The sequence below is a fragment of the Aquibium pacificum genome (genome assembly GCF_040839445.1).
In the GTDB taxonomy this organism is placed as follows: Bacteria; Pseudomonadota; Alphaproteobacteria; order Rhizobiales; family Rhizobiaceae; genus Aquibium; species Aquibium pacificus.
In genome coordinates, this window is sequence record NZ_JBDPGJ010000005.1 from 124,011 (window position 1) to 139,409 (window position 15,399).

Below are 15,399 nucleotides of genomic sequence, written 5' to 3' on the forward strand. Positions count from 1 at the left end.
TTCCGTCTCGATATAAGAGGAACATATTCCTATAACGAGGGGGAAGCGCCGTGCCGTCCAGTACCGCCTGCCAGATCGTCAGAGAGCAACGGCAACCGTCATCTGCCGACAGCGACCGGGACCGGACCGGGTGCGGTTCCACGAAGGGCGTATCGGAATGTTCATCCTCCGCGCTCGAACGCAATGTCGGCATCTGCGACTGCATGATCGATATTGCGGCCGCTCTCTTCAACGTCAGCGGGCGCGAACTCCGGCAGCCCGGCAGGACATGCACCAGCGTCGCGCGGGTTCGGCAGATCGCCATGTACGTCACCCACGTCGTCATGGGCTTGACGATGAGCGAGGTGGGCCGCGGTTTCGGCCGCGACCGGACGACCGTCCTGCACGCGTGCCATCTCATCGAAGACATGCGCGACGATGCCGATTTCGACGCGCTCGTCCTGATGACGGAAAGGGTGGCGCGCGCGGCGCTCAGGGGAATGGAGCGCATCTGAATGACCGGCCAGAGCGAAAAGGAGGATCTCCGCATCCTCCGGCTTCTTTCATTCGGCCCGGCCTGCGTGGAAGACTGCGCCCGCGCCGACCGGATCAGGCTCACGTCGCAGCGGCTCGGAACGATTTCGGCCAGCCGGATTTCGTTCGACGGGCTTTTGCGCCGGTCGCTCGTGACGGTCTCGGACCGTGTCGCGTGCCTAACTCCGACGGGCGTGTCGGCGTTTGCCCGCATGCGTGACGAAAACTGCCTGGGGCAACACGTGGAGATCGGCTCCGCTTCGGTCGAGCTTCCGGAGGGGCGCCGGAACGCACTTGCGAACCTGTCGGAATCGCCGCTCGGTCAGCTCGCCCGGCGCAAGGCGAAGGACGGCAAGCCTTTCCTGGAGGCCAGGGAGTTCCGGGCGGGCGAACGCCTGCGCGCGGACTACACGCGGGGGCAGCTTCTTCCCCGGCTGGGCGCCAACTGGAGCGCGGCCGGAACCTCCGGCCGGCCGATGGGCACGCCGGGCGCGAGCGCGGAACTGACGGACGGCGCGGTCGCCGCCCGGCAACGCGTCAACGCCGCGCTGACGGGCGTTGGGCCCGAACTCGCCGGTCTCCTCGTGGATGTCTGCTGCTTTCTGAAAGGGCTGGAGACGGTGGAGATCGAGCGGGCCTGGCCGGCACGGTCGGCAAAGGTGGTTCTCAAGACCGCGCTCGCCGCGCTTGCGCGCCACTACGAGCCGGAGCGGAAAAAGGTATCCGGAGGAAGCATCCTTCATTGGGGCGCGGAGGACTACCGCCCCGAAATGAGCGAGCGCTGACCGTCAGGCGCTTTCGCTGAGGGCCGCCTGTGCATCGCGGCGGATGCGCTTGACCATCGAACGCAGGCCGTTCGAGCGCTGGGGAGTGAGATGCTCGTCCAGCCCGAGCTTCGCCAGGACCGCATCGGCATCCGTGGCCACGATCTCGCTCGCCGGCCGTCCCGAATAGAGCGCAAGCATCAGGGCCACGAGACCGCGGACGATGTGCGCGTCCGAATCGCCGGCGAACTGGATGACCGGATCGTCGCCGGGGCCGATCTTCGTGGTCAGCCAGACCTGGCTGACGCAACCGGGCACGCGATTGACGTCGTTCTTGTCGGCCTCGGCGAAAGGCGGCAGGTCGCGGCCGAGGTCGATGACATAGCGGTACCGATCTTCCCAATCGTCGAGGAAAGAAAAGTCGTCGATGATGGAATCGATGTCGGCAGTCATTCGATGGCGCCTCTCTGGAGTCCCATATAGGGGCTGGATGCGCCAGAGTCACCGCCTGGGGCCCGTCACGTCGCGGGGCGGGCTCGCGGTATCGAACGGGACGGCGATGACCGCCCCGGAGTCTCCGTCACTCGACCGGGACGCCGCCGGTCGTGATCGTCCCGTCAGGCTCTTCAACCTGGGTGTCGAGGAATTCGTAGGCGATGCGGGCGCCTTCGCGGGCGCGGACGCCGATTGTGTGGAACGCCGCCCGCCCGGTCTCGCAGATTTCCGGCCTGCGCTCGCACATTCCGCTCAGATCCCCGACCGCTTCGCGCGCGGCGTTGATCGCCTCGAAGGCGCCGACGGGGTCGGCGGCGCCGCTGGAGTCCTCTGGCGACAGCGGCAGGACCAGCAGCACCAGCGAGAACCAGAAGATTGTCCGGATCAGAAATCCCATGTCGATGCCCTGTCGTCCGATCTCCGATGAGATGGCGGATTAGCCATTGCGCTCTTCTCGCACAGCCGGCCCAACACCGGATTGCGGCCGGCGGTCAAGATTTCATAAAATTGGAAATGGTTTTGAATGGCTCGGGTTCGAATCGAATTCGAGACGACTTCTAGCTAAGCAGGACATTTCCGGGTAACCACCTATATCGCTGATCCGTAACGGTTTGTCGCCGCGCGGGCCGGAGATCGTGCCGTGGAAGCGGCCGGAGCGGACATGATTTCCGCTAATCGCGCATTAACCATCCCTTGAAGCTACCCCCCTCCCAACCCCCGCTGAAGGTCATTTCGGCTCCCCGGGCGCTCCCTGACGCTCCCGCCTTATTCATTCATTAAACCGGCAATGAGAGTTTCGGCGAGAATAAAGATCCGCTGAACGGACGTCAGTGAGTGCGTGATTTGAGTAGGCTCCCAACAGCAGCAAGCGAAGGATTTTCCGGTCTCGCCGACGCCTGCGGGAGACTGGTCCATCCTTCCGTGACGGACGAGATCGAGCGCGGCAGGCAACGCCGCCTGCTCGGCGTGGCGCTTGCCGGCCCCTTCCTGGTCTCGGCAGCCCTGGCCCAGGCTCTGGCGCCTGTCGGGGGTGTTTCCGTCGCGCTCGCCGCGATCTGCATGTGTTTCGTCATCGGATGGACGGCCGCGGTCGCGGTCGCCCATAGCGGGTCGCGCAGCGTGGCAGGGCCCGCCTTGCTCGCCGGCGCGGTCCCGCCCCTGGCGTTGCTCGTCCCCCTGGCCGGCGGACCTTCCTCGCCCTTCTTCCTGTCCTTCGTGCCGTTGCTCCTGGAACCGATTTTCGTCGCGCGCACCCGGTACGCACTCGTCGGCGGGGCGGTCGCCGCGGTCACCGCGATCGTGCTGGGATCATCGATCTCGTGGACCTACGGCATGGCCGTCGATGCGCCCGCGGCCTGGTTCTGGCTCGTTCCCCTGGTCTACGCCGCTACGCTGTGGCTGAGGCGCGAGGCGCTCTTCCCCGCGGCCGAGGTACCCTTGCCCAGAAGCGGCCCATTCCTCGCGGAGTGCTATCCGGCGGTAACGATGCGCCTGTCGGCGAACGCGGACGTCGTGGAATGCTCGCCGCAAGCGCATTCCATGCTGAAGCTCGATCCGCAGTTCCTGCTCGGTACCGGTCTCCTGGACCGGGTCCATGTCGCGGACCGCATCGCCTACCTAGCGGCGGTCGCCGACATTCGCGAGGGCGGGATGTACCGGATGGTCGAACTCCGCCTGCGGCTGCCGACGGACGCCACGAGCCAGCCGGGGCACATCTATCGGCCGTTCGTGCTCGAGTTCGTTCGCGAGCAGACCGACGGGGGCGATTTCGTCGCGATCCTGCGGGAAAACTCCGCGGTCGCGCGCCTTCGCGAGGAACTCGATGCGGCACGCGGCTGCGCGGAGACGGAAAAGATTCGATTCCTGGCGACGGTCAGCCACGAACTCCGCACGCCGCTGAACACGATCATCGGCTTTTCCGACATGCTCCTGTGCGGGATGGCGGGTCCGTTCGGCAACGAACGCCAGCGCGAGTACACCGCCCTTGTCCGCGAATCGGGCGAGCACCTGCTGACGGTCGTGAATGCCATCCTCGACGCCGCCAAGCTCGAATCGGGGACCTATCCGATCGTGCGCGAAAATTTCCGCATGCAGGACGCTGTCGAGACCAGCAAGGCGATCATGAGCTACCAGGCGGCGGCAAAGGGGGTCGAACTGGAATCCCGGGTCGACGAGACCGTCGGCGAGGTCCATGCCGACAAGCGGGCGCTGCAGCAGATCCTGATCAACCTTCTTTCGAACGCGGTGAAGTTTACGCCGGCGGGAGGGAACGTGACTGTTCAGGCAGAACGGCATGCCGACGGCATAAAGCTGTCGGTGAGCGATACCGGCATCGGCATCGCCGAGGAAGATCTGCCGAGGATCGGCAAGCCGTTCGTACAGGTTCTCAATGACTATACGAGGCAGTATGAGGGGACGGGGCTCGGGCTGTCGCTCGTGCGGGGCCTAGTGGAACTCCACGGCGGCTCGATGGCCGTCGAGAGCGCGCCGGGACTGGGGACGTCCGTAGAGATCACCATACCTTTCGAAGACTGCACAGGGTCCAAAGACAGACACGATGCCGAAATCCTCACCATCTCGCCGTCCGGCAAAACGCGGAGGAAAGCAAATGAAGCATTCCGTCAGTCGGCCTGAAATCGACCGCCGCCCGCCCGGCCTGATCGGGACGGTGGCGGCCGCGTCGGGAACCGCCATCGTCGAGAATCCGGTCCTCGTCGGAAGTTCGACGGCGTTCCTGGTGGTGTTGTTCTACGTTTCCGCGAACGCTCTCTGGTACCAGCCGTTCCCGCATCCGGAGCCGCTCCTCCAGACCCGGATCCTCGTGGAGCACCGGGTCGCGGAGCCGGTTCGGGAGGCCGCGGTCGCACGTCCCGTGCCGCGTCCGGACGTGACCAACTCGGTTCAGCCGCAACCGGTAGAAACCATCGCCGTCCAACCTCCCACCGCGCCGACCGCAGATGAAAAAACGCTCGCCCGGGTCCAGTCGGCGTTGAAGGAGCTTGGACTCTATTCCGGCGAAGTCGACGGGCTTTCGGGCCCGAAGACGCGACAGGCGATCTCCAACTATCAGAAGACGATCGGTATTGCCGTGACCGGCGAGGTCAGTGCCGAGCTTCTGGACGCGCTGGATCCGGGCGTGAAACGCTCCGCCGAGGCGGTGCCGATCCCGGACGGCGTTCCCGTTCCCGCGCCGCGCCAGGACGTGGTCGCCTCGATCGGCTCGAACGAACCGGGCGCTGCCCTCGATCAGACGCAGATCGTCAAGATCCAGGCCGGCCTGCGAGCGTTCGGCAACGAGGGCATAGAGATCGATGGCGTCATGGGAGAAAGGACCCGAAGCGCCGTGCGCGAATTCCAGACGCTGTTCGGGCTGCCCGTCACGGGACAGCCGGACGCCAGGCTCCTGGAGAAGATGACGGAAATCGGATTGACGAACTGAGGTCCGGCATGAGGGTCACCTCGGACTTCTTCGTCTCCGCTCTCATGCGGCGCGTCTTCGGCGATGGCGGGTTCGCCGCCGTGATGCGCAAGGGCGCCGCGGAAGCGGGGGCGGTCTTCATCGTCATCCGGGGGAGGGAAGGGGATTCGACCCTGCTCGGCCCGGCACCGCAGAGCGGCTACGACGAGGAGCGGCCCGGCGGGCGGCAATTCGTTGTGATCGCGGAGAAACTCGAGGAAGATGGTCTGGCGGCCCGGATTGCACGCGAGGCGCGGTTCGACCCGGATGTCTGGTTCGTGGAACTCGACACGCCGCGGCCACCCGAAGACCTCCTGGACGTCATGACGCCTTGAGGTCGCGGTCGCCGCCGGCAACGCGGACGAAGGGTACAACCTCGCCTTCGGATGACGCACGGCCGTCGGCTGCTGCCGGCTTCCACTCGCCGACCTTCCGGTCCGCCGCCCGGATGCGTAGCGACCGGTAGCGGTCGGCGAAGGCACGGATCTCCTCGACGCTCTGGAACCGGTCCGGACAGGCCGCGCACACGAGGAGGAAGGCTTCCTCCTCGGATAGGCCGATGTGCCGGAACGCCGCGATCAGGTCGTCGTAGTCCCGGGATGCCACGATCGCCTGCGCGGTCGCATAGTCGATGCCGAGCGTATCGGCCAAGGCGCTCTGGAAGAATGCGCGGTTGCCCGAGAGCACGTTGGCTTTCAGTCGCTCATAGTCGCGGTTGGCCATGGCGAACCCCCGGTTGACGGGGCTGAGCTTCGATGCGCTTCCACCTGCGGATGATCCGGCCATGATCTGGCGAAGACGCTTGCGGACTTCCTCTTCGGCGTCTTCCCGGAAGGACGTGCGACGTTCGGGTTCGACGACGGCCGATGACGGTTCCTCGGCCGGCGGTTTGCCTTGCGTCTGGATTGCCGTCGAGGGTCGTTCCACTTCGGCATCGCCCAGCTTCGTTGCCAGAGCCGCGATTGCCGGGTGGAGGCGCTGCCGGCGCAACATGGCGGCCGCATGGTGCGGGCCCATTCTTCCGATGATGCGCACGAGATCGCCATTGCCGAGGAGAGGCGAACGGATGAGCAGCGGCGCGCAGATGTCGACGGGCTCCTCGCAGAGGCGCAGGACGAGTTCGTGAGGCGCGTAGCGGGAATCGGACAGGGCGGCAGAGACGAACCGTCTTGAATCGACAGGCACGCGGTTGAGGAGGGGCAGGACGAGCTGGGCGAGCTGATTGATCTCGCGCCGGGTCGGTCGGGTCAGGGAACAGAAGGCCGATACGGCCGCCCGGACGAGACGTTCTGACTTGCCGCTTCCGTTGCGGTTCGCAACATGTCGGAATTCCGCTGACATACTCTGCGCACGCTCGACTCGTTACCTGGGCGCACCGCGATCACGCACGAAATTCCCGGATCGCGCGGGAGTTTGCCTGGCGCCCTTCCAACTGGGGACGCTAACAGCAATTCGTTGACGAGCTGTTAACCTTAAGCCGTGCAGAGTTCACATCAGAGCGTTTACGCAAGCGTGCTCGAGTGCATCGACGGAGATTGCCGGAGCCATGACCCACGTAGTGCCATTCATACAGCGCAGCATCACAGCGCCCGTCCGGCGACCGGCCGCGGGCCCTGCCACGATCATCATCTTTCCCGGCGTTCGCTACGAACGGGAGGAGCCGGGCGACCGGCCGGAAGACAATTCGCCCCGCAAGGGCGGCTCGCCCGCCGAAACGTCGAGCCAAACCGCCACCTGACCGGAGGAGAGCCGCCGTCCGGCGTATCTCAGACGAAAAGGCCGCCTTTACTCTTCGTGCTCATCGCGGTTGCCCTTCAAGGAGGAGAGCTTGGCGAAGACCTTGCTCGCGTCGAGTTCCTTGTCGTGGTCCGCCTCTTCCCGCTCGACGGACCTGGTTTCCGTCATCGAGGCCGGCAGCAAGGTATCCCCGGTCGGAGCCTGGGGCTGAGTGCCGCGCGAGGCGCGCTGGACTTCAAGGTCCAGGTCGATCTGCGAACACAGGCCGAGCGTGACGGGATCCATCGGCTGGAGATTCGTCGCGTTCCAGTGAGTTCGGTTGCGGATCTGCTCGATGGTCGACTTGGTCGTGCCCACGAGCCGTGAGATCTGTGCATCCTTCAATTCCGGGTGGTTGCGCACCAGCCACAGAATGGCGTTCGGACGGTCCTGGCGCTTGGACAGCGGCGTGTAGCGGGGTCCCTTGCGCTTCGTCTCCGGGATGCGGACCTTCGGCTCGGAGAGCTTCGGGCGGTAGTTCGGGTCGGCTTCCGACTTCGCTATCTCCTCGCGCGTCAGCTGCCCGGTCATGACCGGGTCCATGCCCTTGATGCCCTGGGCCGATTCGCCATCGGCGATCGCGCGCACTTCCAACGGGTGCAGATGGCAGAAGAAGGCGATCTGGTCGAAGGACATAGCCGTGTTGTCGACCAGCCAGACGGCGGTCGCCTTTGGCATCAGGAGTTGATTGGCCATCGTAGAGTAAACTCCTCTCGTTCGCCCGCGTCCCTTGCGCGGGCGGTGGTACTAGCCACCAAGTTGGGAAATCACGGGCTCTATAACGCTTCCGGCTCCCTTCCGCAACGATTAACCGGCTTCCCGGAAAGGGAGCGCGCGAGGGCTCGACGGCAGGACCGGTCGCGTCAGAGGTCAGCTCGCGCGGCAGGAAGCGGAGGTGAAAAAGCCCTCGACCGCCGGTTCGAACGTCTCGTCCGGAACGAAGGCGCGGATGACCACGATCCCGGCGGGCTGGGCGAATTCCACGAAAAGGGATTTCGCAAACTCGTCGGGGAGGCTCTTTCGCAGTTCCAGCATCTGTGTCGGCGAAACGATGGCCAGATCCAGCGCCTTGGCCGTGGCCGTGCGGTCGTTGAAGCTGTACACGTTGTGACCGCGTCGGTCGTAGATCGACACCGACCAGAACGGAACGTCGGACTGCGCGGTTATCCGGGCAATCCCCTGCGTCAGGTCGAAGCGGCAGGCGCTCGCCCGGATGAAGGGATCCGTCATGGTGACGACGGGGGCCGGCGCCGCCTTGCTGGACAACGATACCATCTCGAAAGTCTCGCCTTCGGCGGCCAGCCGGGACCAGGCATCCTTGTCGGTGATGAAAGGGAGAAGCAGAAGGATCACGATGTGGACGATCGCGGCTCCCAGCAGACCGAGGAGAAGGGCGTAGAGGACCCTAAGCATCGCAGCCCGCCCGGTAGATGCGGGGCAGTTCCAGTTCGATCGAGCCCGCATCGTTCAGAGCCGAAGCGTCGTAGAGCGTGAGGACGAGCGACATGGGACCTTCACCCGTTAGCGGGAGCCAGTTGCCGGGAGCGGGATGCGGCCCGGCGGCGATCTCGAACGAATTGTCCGGTTGCCTCAGGATCTGCAGCGACTGGAGGCCAGGGCGGCGGTTTTCGTGCCGGATCGGGGAAAGACCGTTCGCGGCGGCATAGAGCGTCCAGAAGCGGGAAACGGGTACGGTTCCTTCGATGCGGTAGGTGCAGCGACGGCGAAGCTCCAGGCCGGAGGAATCCTTCGCAGCGACGAAGGAAATGCCTTCCGCCCGCCCGAGCGGCAATTCGGCATCGCGCGCGAAACGCGCTTTCGAATAGGGGTCCGCGTCCGGCGTCCCGCGCTCGGGATAGGCCGTCCAGCTGCCCACATGAAGCGCGCCGAACCCGCCGATCTCGTTGACGGCGTACCACACCGAGGCCGCTCCCCCACCGATCGAGAGGGCGAGCACCAGCGCGACAGAAAGGAGGACCCGCGTCATGGGGCTACCGTGGCCATGCGGATCACCACGGCGTCCGTCATGCGAAGGCACGGCGCGAAAGGCGCGGGAAATCGCTGTTCGCGAGAAGCCACGGATCAGACATTTCGGCTACAGCGCGGAAAGGGTTTCGATGTCGCCGTCAGGGCGCAGGCGGGGGGCGTCGCGGAAGCGGTCTGCCATGGCGCGCAGGAGAACGGTCGTGGCCGCCGACATGACCGGCGGCCGGTCGGGCGTGGGCTCCTCCCCGTTCTCACCGGCGTCGTCCGCAGCGGCGACCTTCTCTTCTTCCGGAGCCTCGATGAACGGATTGTCGATGCCGGGAATGGGTTTCAGTTCGACGTTCTGGTGGGCGTAGGTCATCAGCCGCTGCCATGTCATGGCGGGCAGCGAACCCCCGGTCATGTTGCGCGTCGAGGTCGACTCGTCGTTGCCGAACCAGACCGCCGCCGTGTAGTTGCCCGTGTAGCCGACGTACCACGCATCCTTGTAGGCCTGGGTGGTTCCGGTCTTTCCCGCGCTTCGGATCCCCTCAAGAGCGGCCCGGCGGCCGGTGCCGATCTCCGGAATCTGGACCATGATCGAGTTCATGGAGCGAACCGCCTGTTCGGAGAGCACCCGCTTCGGCTCGGGCTTGTCGCGGCGCCAGTCGTAGACGACCTCTCCCGAATGGGTTGCAAGCTGGGTGATGCCGTGGCGCGTGCCGGCGAAGCCGCCATTGGCGAAGACGTTGTAGCCCGTCGCCTGGTCGAGGACCGTCAGACCGGAGGTGCCGAGAACCATGGTCTTGTCGGAAAACACCGGTGATTCGACGCCGAAAGATTCGGTCAGCGCCTTGATGGGCGGAATCGACAGATGTTCCTTGGCCAGACGCACCGGAACCGTGTTGATAGACTTGATGAGGGCGGTCGAAAGAGTCATCCGGCCCGAAAATCCACGCGTGTAGTTCTTCGGCGTCCAGCGGTTCCAGGTGATCGGCGCGTCCGAGATGATCGAATCTGGCGTGAAGCCGTGCTCCATCGCGGTTGCATAGACGTAGGGCTTGAACGACGACCCGACCTGGCGCTGCGCGCTGGTGGCGCGGTTGAACTGCGACGTTCCATAGTCTCGCCCACCCACGATGGCGCGTACCGAGCCGTCATTGTCGAGCACCACGATGGCGCCCTGCTTCACGCCGTAGTCCTCGCCGAATTGGCGCAGGTGGAACTCGAGGGACTCCTCCGCCGCCTGCTGGATGTTGAGGTCGATCGTGGTGCGCGCGACCAGCGAGTGGGAGGGCATGGTCGCGGCGAGGCGCTTCACCTCCTCGAAGGCCCAGTCGAGGAAGTAGTCCGGATGTTTCTGGTTGTCGCGGTCCACCACGTCGGCCGGGGCGCGGCGCGCCGCTATCACCTGGCCTTCGGTCATGAAGCCGGCCTGAACCATGTTGGTGAGCACTTCGTTGGCGCGCGCGCGCGCGGCCGGCAGGTCGACATGCGGGGCGTATCGGGCCGGCGCCTTGAACAGTCCGGCGAGCATCGCCGCTTCGGCAAGAGTGACGTCCTTGATGTTCTTGCCGAAATAGAAATCGGTCGCCGCCGTGATGCCGAACGTGCCGCCGCCCATGTAGGCGCGGTCGAGGTAGAGCTGCAGGATCTCCTTCTTGGAGAGGTTCATCTCCAGCCACAGCGCCAGGAAGGCTTCCTTGACCTTGCGCTCGATGGTGCGTTCGTTGGACAGGAACAGGTTCTTCGCAAGCTGCTGGGTGATCGTGGAGCCGCCCTGAACGACCGAATTGGCGCGGACGTTCTCCGACAATGCGCGCGCGAGCCCCAGGAAATCGATGCCGTAGTGTTCGAAAAAGCGCCGGTCCTCGGTTGCCAGCACCGCCTTGACGACCTGGTCCGGCATCTCGTCGATGGGCACGCTGTCGCGCTGGATGATGCCGCGCTGGCCGATCTCGTTGCCGTACCGGTCCAGGAAGGTCACGGCGAAGTCCGCCTGCGCGCGCCAGTTGCCGGCCGTCTCCTCGAATGCCGGCATGGCGAGGGCGAGCAGGAGGACGCAGCCCGCGGCCCCGAGCGTCATGCCCTCGCCGAGGAGCTCGAAGATCGCGCGCTTCCAACCGTAGACGCGGAAGCGCCGGAAGAAGATGGTGATGCGCTCCCAGCGCTCGCCGGCCGAGAAGCCCGCTTCATAGAGGGTGGAATCGATCCAGGCATCGAGTTCGAGAAGCTTCGACGCCCGTGGTGCCTTCGATTTCCGGGATTCGAACGGGTTTTCCATTGGCTGACGGGCTTCGAAATCCTCGCGGACCGATACTGTTCCCCCATATGGGCAACTTCGTGGCGCTTGGCATCAGTCTTTGCACCGGAAGTGGCGGACGGGACAAGGAAAATCGGGAAGGGCGGCGGCGGTTTCAGGCAACAGGGTGAAGACCGCGGCATCTCCTTCGCCTGCCGCGCCGCGACTCCTGGCGCGTCAGGGAGGCGTCTTTAAAAGAGGCGCGGCGGCGGGGGAGTGACGTTCGGGGACAGGTGGAGGATGCAACCTGGACAAGATTCGTCGTCGAAAAACCCACAGCGCGATGGCGGCGGGATTGTCACGTCGAAAGAGCCGTGCAAATACCGATTCCGCAAGGGAAGGGGCATTTTCTTCGGGGCAGGTTTCGCCTGAAAGCGCGCCGCGAGCGCAACACCGCCGCCCGGTGGTGTCGGGGATCCGCCGCGAAGTTCAACGGGGGTTACCATGTCGACAAGAAAGCTTCTCGCCGCGGGCATTTTCCTTTTGTCCGCGGCATCGGCCGCGTGTGCGCAAACCTATCCGGACGAACGGGAATACGCCGATCTCGGCCGCTGGCGCGTCATCTCGGTGACGACGAACGGCGCTTTCCATTATTGCGCCGCCGATTCGGATAACGGGCGCGCGCAACTGCGCCTCGCCACCGACGGCAACCGGTGGCAGATGGGGAACCCCTATTATGGTGCCAACGGTCCAGTGCGGGGCCATATCGGCTTCGGGCAGTATCTGCAGCCGGTAACCTTCATGGCCGACGGCGACGGATGGGCGAGCCTGGACGCGGACGCGTTCGCCGACGATCTGCGCAACGGCAGCCAGGTTCGCATGGTGCTCGACCGCGGCGAGCAGGCGTTCAGCCTCTCCGGCTCTTCCGCCGCCATGGCGAAGGCGCGGGAATGCGCCGTGAACCAGGGCCGGCCGCCGGCGCGGCGGCAGACCCCGGTCGTGCGCGAGGTTCCGCCGCCCTCGGCGGGCGGCACCAACGCCTATGGCGGCTATGACATCGCTGGCATGCCGGGCGCCTCGGAGCGGTTCTACGGCGAGACGCGCGGCTGGACCGTGCTCAGCGGCACAGTCAACGGTCGCTTCGGATACTGCGTCGCGGAGCGCAGCGACAATGGCGGCGTCTGGCGTCTGGGGCGGGACCTGACCGTGGATGGCTCCACGCAGTGGCAGCTCGCCGTGCCTTACCAGGCTATGCCCGACTGGAGCGGGCAGATCGAGGTCGACGGCGATGTCCGCCCCACGGGTGGTTCGGCCGCAGGTCCGTGGACCTTCGTCTGGCTGCAGATGTCAGACCTGGACCGGATCCGCAATGGCAATACGATGATCCTGGACATCCACCGGGCGTCCCTCGATTTCCAGCTGCGCGGCACCGCGGCCGCCATCACCAAGATCGAGGAATGCGTGACGCAGGGCAGGCGCGGCGGCATGTACGCCACGAACCGGCCTGCGCCGATGCCTCCACTGCCGGGAGGCAAGCAAAGCAGCCGCGCGGGCTTGCCCGTGCCGAACTGCCCGGACGGCGGACCGACGTTGCCCGTCACCGGCATCTGCCAGGGACAGGCGTCGGACTATCTGCTGAACACCAGCAATCCGAACGACTATCTCCTGCCGGACCCGAGTTGCGACTGGGTCGTCAACGAAGCGCAGATGATCGACGGCGTGCTGCTCTACAAGGCGTTGCGCTGCAAGGGCATCACCACGCAGCTCGAATATGGCGGGGGCGCGCATTATGCCACGCTCGACATCACGCGCTCGGCGCTCTGGGCCGACAATGGCGGGACGCCGCAGGGCGAGACGCGGGTGGTGTGGATCACGCATGTCGATCCGTCCAATCCCATACCCAACCTGCTGCGGGCCTCGCGGGACGGCATGGACCAACCGATGCCGGGCGTGAAATGCGTCCTGAAGCGGAAGGATAATGGCGATGGATGGGTCTACGCACCCGATGCTGCGACGATGGCGGCCCAGGACGGCCCTACGCCGCCGATGTGCGGCTCCTTCAGCGAGGGCGATGGGGTCGACCGTTGGTGGCGGGTGGTGGCCGATTTCGGGATGCTGATCGACCTGCCGGGAGAGGCGTACCAGGACTTCGATCCGTCGTCCCTGACGCTGTTGCGCAAGTCGCCCGCGGGCGACTGGCAGGTGGCGTACTGAAGGGGGAAGTCTTTGCGTGTCAGGTAGCAGCCTCTCCCCCAGGCAGGGGAGAGGCCGGGCGCCGTTGCGGCGCCGGCAGAAAGGTCAGCCCGCGTTGGCGGCCTTGACCTGTGCGCAGAGGCTGAGCGTGCCGCGCGAGAACGTCGAGTCGTTCATGTCCGGAGACTCGCAAGCGGCCTGCAGACGGGTGCGGTCTTCATCCGACATGCCGTCCCACGCAGCCTTGAACTCGTCTTCGCCGCGCAGTTCGCTCATGGTGTCGTCGGTGAAGAACGAGGCCATGCCGGGGTTCTCGTCCATCATCGACTGTTCCATGTCGCTCATGATGTTGGGGCCGGAGCCGTTCTGACCGGAAGCGGTCGAGCCGGTGCTCTGCGCGAGGGCCGAGCCGGCGAACATGGAAGCGGCGGCGAAGGCGGCGATGATTGCGGTTTTCATTGGGTGTTTCCTTCTTTTGTTGTGGTCCCCCGGCAAAACGACGACGGCGCGAGGCGGTTCCCTCACCAGGTCGTGATGAGGCGGGAGCCGGGATCGACGCCGTCCCCGCTCCCGCCGGTGCGGCCTCAGTTGTTGGCCGGATCGGTTTCGGCCTCGTACGCGAGGCGTGCGATGACCGCGACGCCCCAGAGCGTGAGCCCTGCGAAGATCACGCCGATGACCGTGGCGATGCCGTCCGGGATATGGAACAGCACGACCAGCGAGTAGAGGAAGGCGGCGGTGACGGTGGCCAGCTGGCTGCCGATGAGCGCCGTGACGACGGCAATGCCGATGAGGCTGCCGGGCGTGACGACGCGGTCTGCGCGCGTGACGCCTAACATGGTGGTGTCGAGGGTAGACATCGAAGATTTTCCTGGTTGGGTGGCGAGCGGGAGCCGGCGGACGGGCCGCCGGAATGCGCGCGAAGGTTCAAAAGGAAAGCGGGTTCAGACCGGTGCGACGCCGGCACCGATGCCCAGCGCCCAGAAGACGACGAGCAGGATGCCGAGGCCGGCGAACACTGTGAACAGGAGGGCGGCGGCGGTGGCCACGCCCCAGAGCTGCATGATCGACGGCGCGATGCCTTCGGCATCGGGTTTGGCGTAGCGCATCAGAAGGAAGCACAGTCCAAGCAGGGCGAGGCCCATGGCGGCTTGCATGAGGATTTCTCCAGACCGGATAGGTGGACAATCGGCACACATCGCCGGCCGCCGTTTCGCGGTCGCGGGCCGATGCTGCCGGGCTATGTCAGGTGGTGCGGAGGAGGACGGGGGGCGCGCGCTGGCCGGGCGAAAAGATCGCCGCGCGCACGAAGCCGGCTTCGGCCGGCGCGGGATCGAGGGCCGGTCTGCCGGCGCGGGAGAGGAACGTGGCGTCCGAGGGGACGCTCGCGCCGGACGGCTCGGCATCGGCGAAGCGCTTCGGCTCGTGAAGGCGCATGCGCGCCTCCGCCTGGGGCGCTTTGCTGGTCAGCGCGGGGGCATGGAGTTCGCCATTGGCGAGCGAGAGCTGGCCGGCGCGGACCGGGAGCGGCGCCGCTGTTGCGAACGCGGCCAGATGCGCCATGGCCGCGAGCGCGACCAGAAGGCCGAGGAAGGGGCGGTGCGAAAAAATCCGGAACAAGCGGATCGGGTCCATCAACGGCGGCGGCGCCGCGCGAGGAGGGGAGTATTAGCAGGTTTGAAGGGAGGGGGGTAGAGGGTGGGAGGGGAGTTCGCGGGACGGCGCCCTCTCTGCTCTGTCGGACATCTCCGCTATAAGGGGGGAGATCGGCCGTCATCGACATCTCGCCTGTCTGGTCAAGCGCGGCGGGGATCTGTTGTAGTGATCGCCTGCAGATAATAGGAAAAAAATCCTTGACACCGTGACGGTGGTTTGGTAGGTTTTGGTCATCGTCGAAACTGTGCCGATGAGAGCGGGCGGGCTTTCTGGGCTCCTCCGGATCGCGCGTCTGACTCAACGCCGCTGTGCGTGCGGCGGGACGGATAAATTCCAAG

General features: G+C 65.7%; 18 protein-coding genes. 7 read left to right on the forward strand and 11 right to left on the reverse strand.

Features of this window, described 5'->3' with window-relative positions:
* Positions 1-50 precede the first annotated feature (50 nt).
* Positions 51-494, forward strand: coding sequence for a helix-turn-helix domain-containing protein (locus ABGN05_RS21005; RefSeq protein ID WP_367956008.1), 444 nt, complete (start codon positions 51-53; stop codon positions 492-494).
* Positions 495-1,298, forward strand: coding sequence for a DUF6456 domain-containing protein (locus ABGN05_RS21010; RefSeq protein ID WP_367956009.1), 804 nt, complete (start codon positions 495-497; stop codon positions 1,296-1,298).
* A 3-nt stretch (positions 1,299-1,301) separates the two neighbouring features.
* On the opposite strand, the gene ABGN05_RS21015 is transcribed toward ABGN05_RS21010, so the two are convergent.
* Together ABGN05_RS21015 and ABGN05_RS21020 are read right to left on the reverse strand one after the other, a co-directional pair.
* Complete coding sequence (locus tag ABGN05_RS21015) at positions 1,302-1,730, reverse strand: SufE family protein (protein WP_367956010.1); 429 nt, start codon at positions 1,728-1,730, stop codon at positions 1,302-1,304.
* A 127-nt stretch (positions 1,731-1,857) separates the two neighbouring features.
* Complete coding sequence (locus tag ABGN05_RS21020; protein WP_367956011.1) at positions 1,858-2,169, reverse strand: DUF5330 domain-containing protein; 312 nt, start codon at positions 2,167-2,169, stop codon at positions 1,858-1,860.
* 437 nt (positions 2,170-2,606) lie between these two features.
* On the opposite strand from ABGN05_RS21020, the gene ABGN05_RS21025 reads away from it, so the two are divergent.
* From ABGN05_RS21025 to ABGN05_RS21035, 3 genes are read left to right on the forward strand one after another with little or no spacing between them, the layout of a single operon-like run.
* Entirely contained in the window at positions 2,607-4,406 is a 1,800-nt protein-coding gene (locus ABGN05_RS21025) for a sensor histidine kinase (protein WP_367956012.1), read from the forward strand.
* A complete protein-coding gene (locus ABGN05_RS21030; RefSeq protein WP_367956013.1) occupies positions 4,381-5,211 on the forward strand; it encodes a peptidoglycan-binding domain-containing protein in 831 nt (276 codons plus the stop codon). The genes ABGN05_RS21025 and ABGN05_RS21030 overlap by 26 nt, the downstream gene beginning before the upstream one ends.
* 8 nt (positions 5,212-5,219) lie before the next feature.
* On the forward strand, positions 5,220-5,564 hold the full coding sequence (locus tag ABGN05_RS21035; protein WP_367956014.1) for a DUF1491 family protein: 345 nt from the start codon (positions 5,220-5,222) through the stop codon (positions 5,562-5,564).
* Here ABGN05_RS21035 and ABGN05_RS21040 read toward each other — a convergent pair.
* Positions 5,551-6,570, reverse strand: a complete 1,020-nt coding sequence (locus tag ABGN05_RS21040; RefSeq protein ID WP_367956015.1) for a DUF2336 domain-containing protein — start codon at positions 6,568-6,570, stop codon at positions 5,551-5,553. The two genes, ABGN05_RS21035 and ABGN05_RS21040, sit on opposite strands and share 14 nt — an antisense overlap.
* A gap of 205 nt (positions 6,571-6,775) precedes the next feature.
* On the opposite strand from ABGN05_RS21040, the gene ABGN05_RS21045 reads away from it, so the two are divergent.
* Complete coding sequence (locus ABGN05_RS21045) at positions 6,776-6,967, forward strand: hypothetical protein (protein ID WP_367956016.1); 192 nt, start codon at positions 6,776-6,778, stop codon at positions 6,965-6,967.
* Positions 6,968-7,014: 47 nt separating this feature from the next.
* Here ABGN05_RS21045 and ABGN05_RS21050 read toward each other — a convergent pair whose 3' ends face one another.
* The 4 genes from ABGN05_RS21050 to ABGN05_RS21065 form a co-directional block, all read right to left on the reverse strand.
* Positions 7,015-7,701, reverse strand: a complete 687-nt coding sequence (locus tag ABGN05_RS21050; RefSeq protein ID WP_367956017.1) for a DUF1013 domain-containing protein — start codon at positions 7,699-7,701, stop codon at positions 7,015-7,017.
* Positions 7,702-7,875: 174 nt separating this feature from the next.
* Positions 7,876-8,418: a DUF1254 domain-containing protein gene (locus tag ABGN05_RS21055; RefSeq protein WP_367956018.1), complete on the reverse strand. Its 543-nt coding sequence runs from the start codon at positions 8,416-8,418 to the stop codon at positions 7,876-7,878.
* A complete protein-coding gene (locus tag ABGN05_RS21060) occupies positions 8,411-8,992 on the reverse strand; it encodes a DUF1214 domain-containing protein (RefSeq protein WP_367956019.1) in 582 nt (193 codons plus the stop codon). Before ABGN05_RS21060 ends, ABGN05_RS21055 begins: the two co-directional genes overlap by 8 nt.
* Positions 8,993-9,100: 108 nt before the next feature.
* Entirely contained in the window at positions 9,101-11,254 is a 2,154-nt protein-coding gene (locus ABGN05_RS21065) for a transglycosylase domain-containing protein (protein ID WP_367956020.1), read from the reverse strand.
* Positions 11,255-11,716: 462 nt separating this feature from the next.
* Here ABGN05_RS21065 and ABGN05_RS21070 point away from each other — a divergent pair, with 462 nt between their 5' ends.
* Positions 11,717-13,426, forward strand: a complete 1,710-nt coding sequence (locus ABGN05_RS21070) for a DUF1176 domain-containing protein (protein ID WP_367956021.1) — start codon at positions 11,717-11,719, stop codon at positions 13,424-13,426.
* 84 nt (positions 13,427-13,510) lie between these two features.
* Here the strand turns inward: ABGN05_RS21070 and ABGN05_RS21075 are convergent, their stop codons facing one another.
* The 4 genes from ABGN05_RS21075 to ABGN05_RS21090 all read right to left on the reverse strand — a co-directional run bounded on the left by ABGN05_RS21075 (position 13,511) and on the right by ABGN05_RS21090 (position 15,043).
* Positions 13,511-13,864: a hypothetical protein gene (locus tag ABGN05_RS21075; RefSeq protein ID WP_367956022.1), complete on the reverse strand. Its 354-nt coding sequence runs from the start codon at positions 13,862-13,864 to the stop codon at positions 13,511-13,513.
* Between the two features lie 125 nt (positions 13,865-13,989).
* A complete protein-coding gene (locus ABGN05_RS21080; protein WP_367956023.1) occupies positions 13,990-14,265 on the reverse strand; it encodes a hypothetical protein in 276 nt (91 codons plus the stop codon).
* An 84-nt stretch (positions 14,266-14,349) separates the two neighbouring features.
* A complete protein-coding gene (locus ABGN05_RS21085) occupies positions 14,350-14,562 on the reverse strand; it encodes a hypothetical protein (protein ID WP_367956024.1) in 213 nt (70 codons plus the stop codon).
* Between the two features lie 88 nt (positions 14,563-14,650).
* The gene (locus ABGN05_RS21090) at positions 14,651-15,043 is read right to left on the reverse strand and encodes a hypothetical protein (protein ID WP_367956025.1); all 393 of its coding nucleotides are present in this window, start codon (positions 15,041-15,043) and stop codon (positions 14,651-14,653) included.
* Positions 15,044-15,399 lie beyond the last annotated feature (356 nt).

Bases quoted from the DNA above. Each gene is read 5' to 3' on its own strand.
- ABGN05_RS21010 (WP_367956009.1), top strand. From the start codon at position 495: ATGACCGGCCAGAGCGAAAAGGAGGATCTCCGCATCCTCCGGCTTCTT.
- ABGN05_RS21015 (WP_367956010.1), bottom strand. From the start codon at position 1,730: ATGACTGCCGACATCGATTCCATCATCGACGACTTTTCTTTCCTCGAC.
- ABGN05_RS21020 (WP_367956011.1), bottom strand. From the start codon at position 2,169: ATGGGATTTCTGATCCGGACAATCTTCTGGTTCTCGCTGGTGCTGCTG.
- ABGN05_RS21030 (WP_367956013.1), top strand. From the start codon at position 4,381: ATGAAGCATTCCGTCAGTCGGCCTGAAATCGACCGCCGCCCGCCCGGC.
- ABGN05_RS21035 (WP_367956014.1), top strand. From the start codon at position 5,220: ATGAGGGTCACCTCGGACTTCTTCGTCTCCGCTCTCATGCGGCGCGTC.
- ABGN05_RS21040 (WP_367956015.1), bottom strand. From the start codon at position 6,570: ATGTCAGCGGAATTCCGACATGTTGCGAACCGCAACGGAAGCGGCAAG.
- ABGN05_RS21045 (WP_367956016.1), top strand. From the start codon at position 6,776: ATGACCCACGTAGTGCCATTCATACAGCGCAGCATCACAGCGCCCGTC.
- ABGN05_RS21050 (WP_367956017.1), bottom strand. From the start codon at position 7,701: ATGGCCAATCAACTCCTGATGCCAAAGGCGACCGCCGTCTGGCTGGTC.
- ABGN05_RS21055 (WP_367956018.1), bottom strand. From the start codon at position 8,418: ATGCTTAGGGTCCTCTACGCCCTTCTCCTCGGTCTGCTGGGAGCCGCG.
- ABGN05_RS21060 (WP_367956019.1), bottom strand. From the start codon at position 8,992: ATGACGCGGGTCCTCCTTTCTGTCGCGCTGGTGCTCGCCCTCTCGATC.
- ABGN05_RS21065 (WP_367956020.1), bottom strand. From the start codon at position 11,254: ATGGAAAACCCGTTCGAATCCCGGAAATCGAAGGCACCACGGGCGTCG.
- ABGN05_RS21070 (WP_367956021.1), top strand. From the start codon at position 11,717: ATGTCGACAAGAAAGCTTCTCGCCGCGGGCATTTTCCTTTTGTCCGCG.
- ABGN05_RS21075 (WP_367956022.1), bottom strand. From the start codon at position 13,864: ATGAAAACCGCAATCATCGCCGCCTTCGCCGCCGCTTCCATGTTCGCC.
- ABGN05_RS21080 (WP_367956023.1), bottom strand. From the start codon at position 14,265: ATGTCTACCCTCGACACCACCATGTTAGGCGTCACGCGCGCAGACCGC.
- ABGN05_RS21085 (WP_367956024.1), bottom strand. From the start codon at position 14,562: ATGCAAGCCGCCATGGGCCTCGCCCTGCTTGGACTGTGCTTCCTTCTG.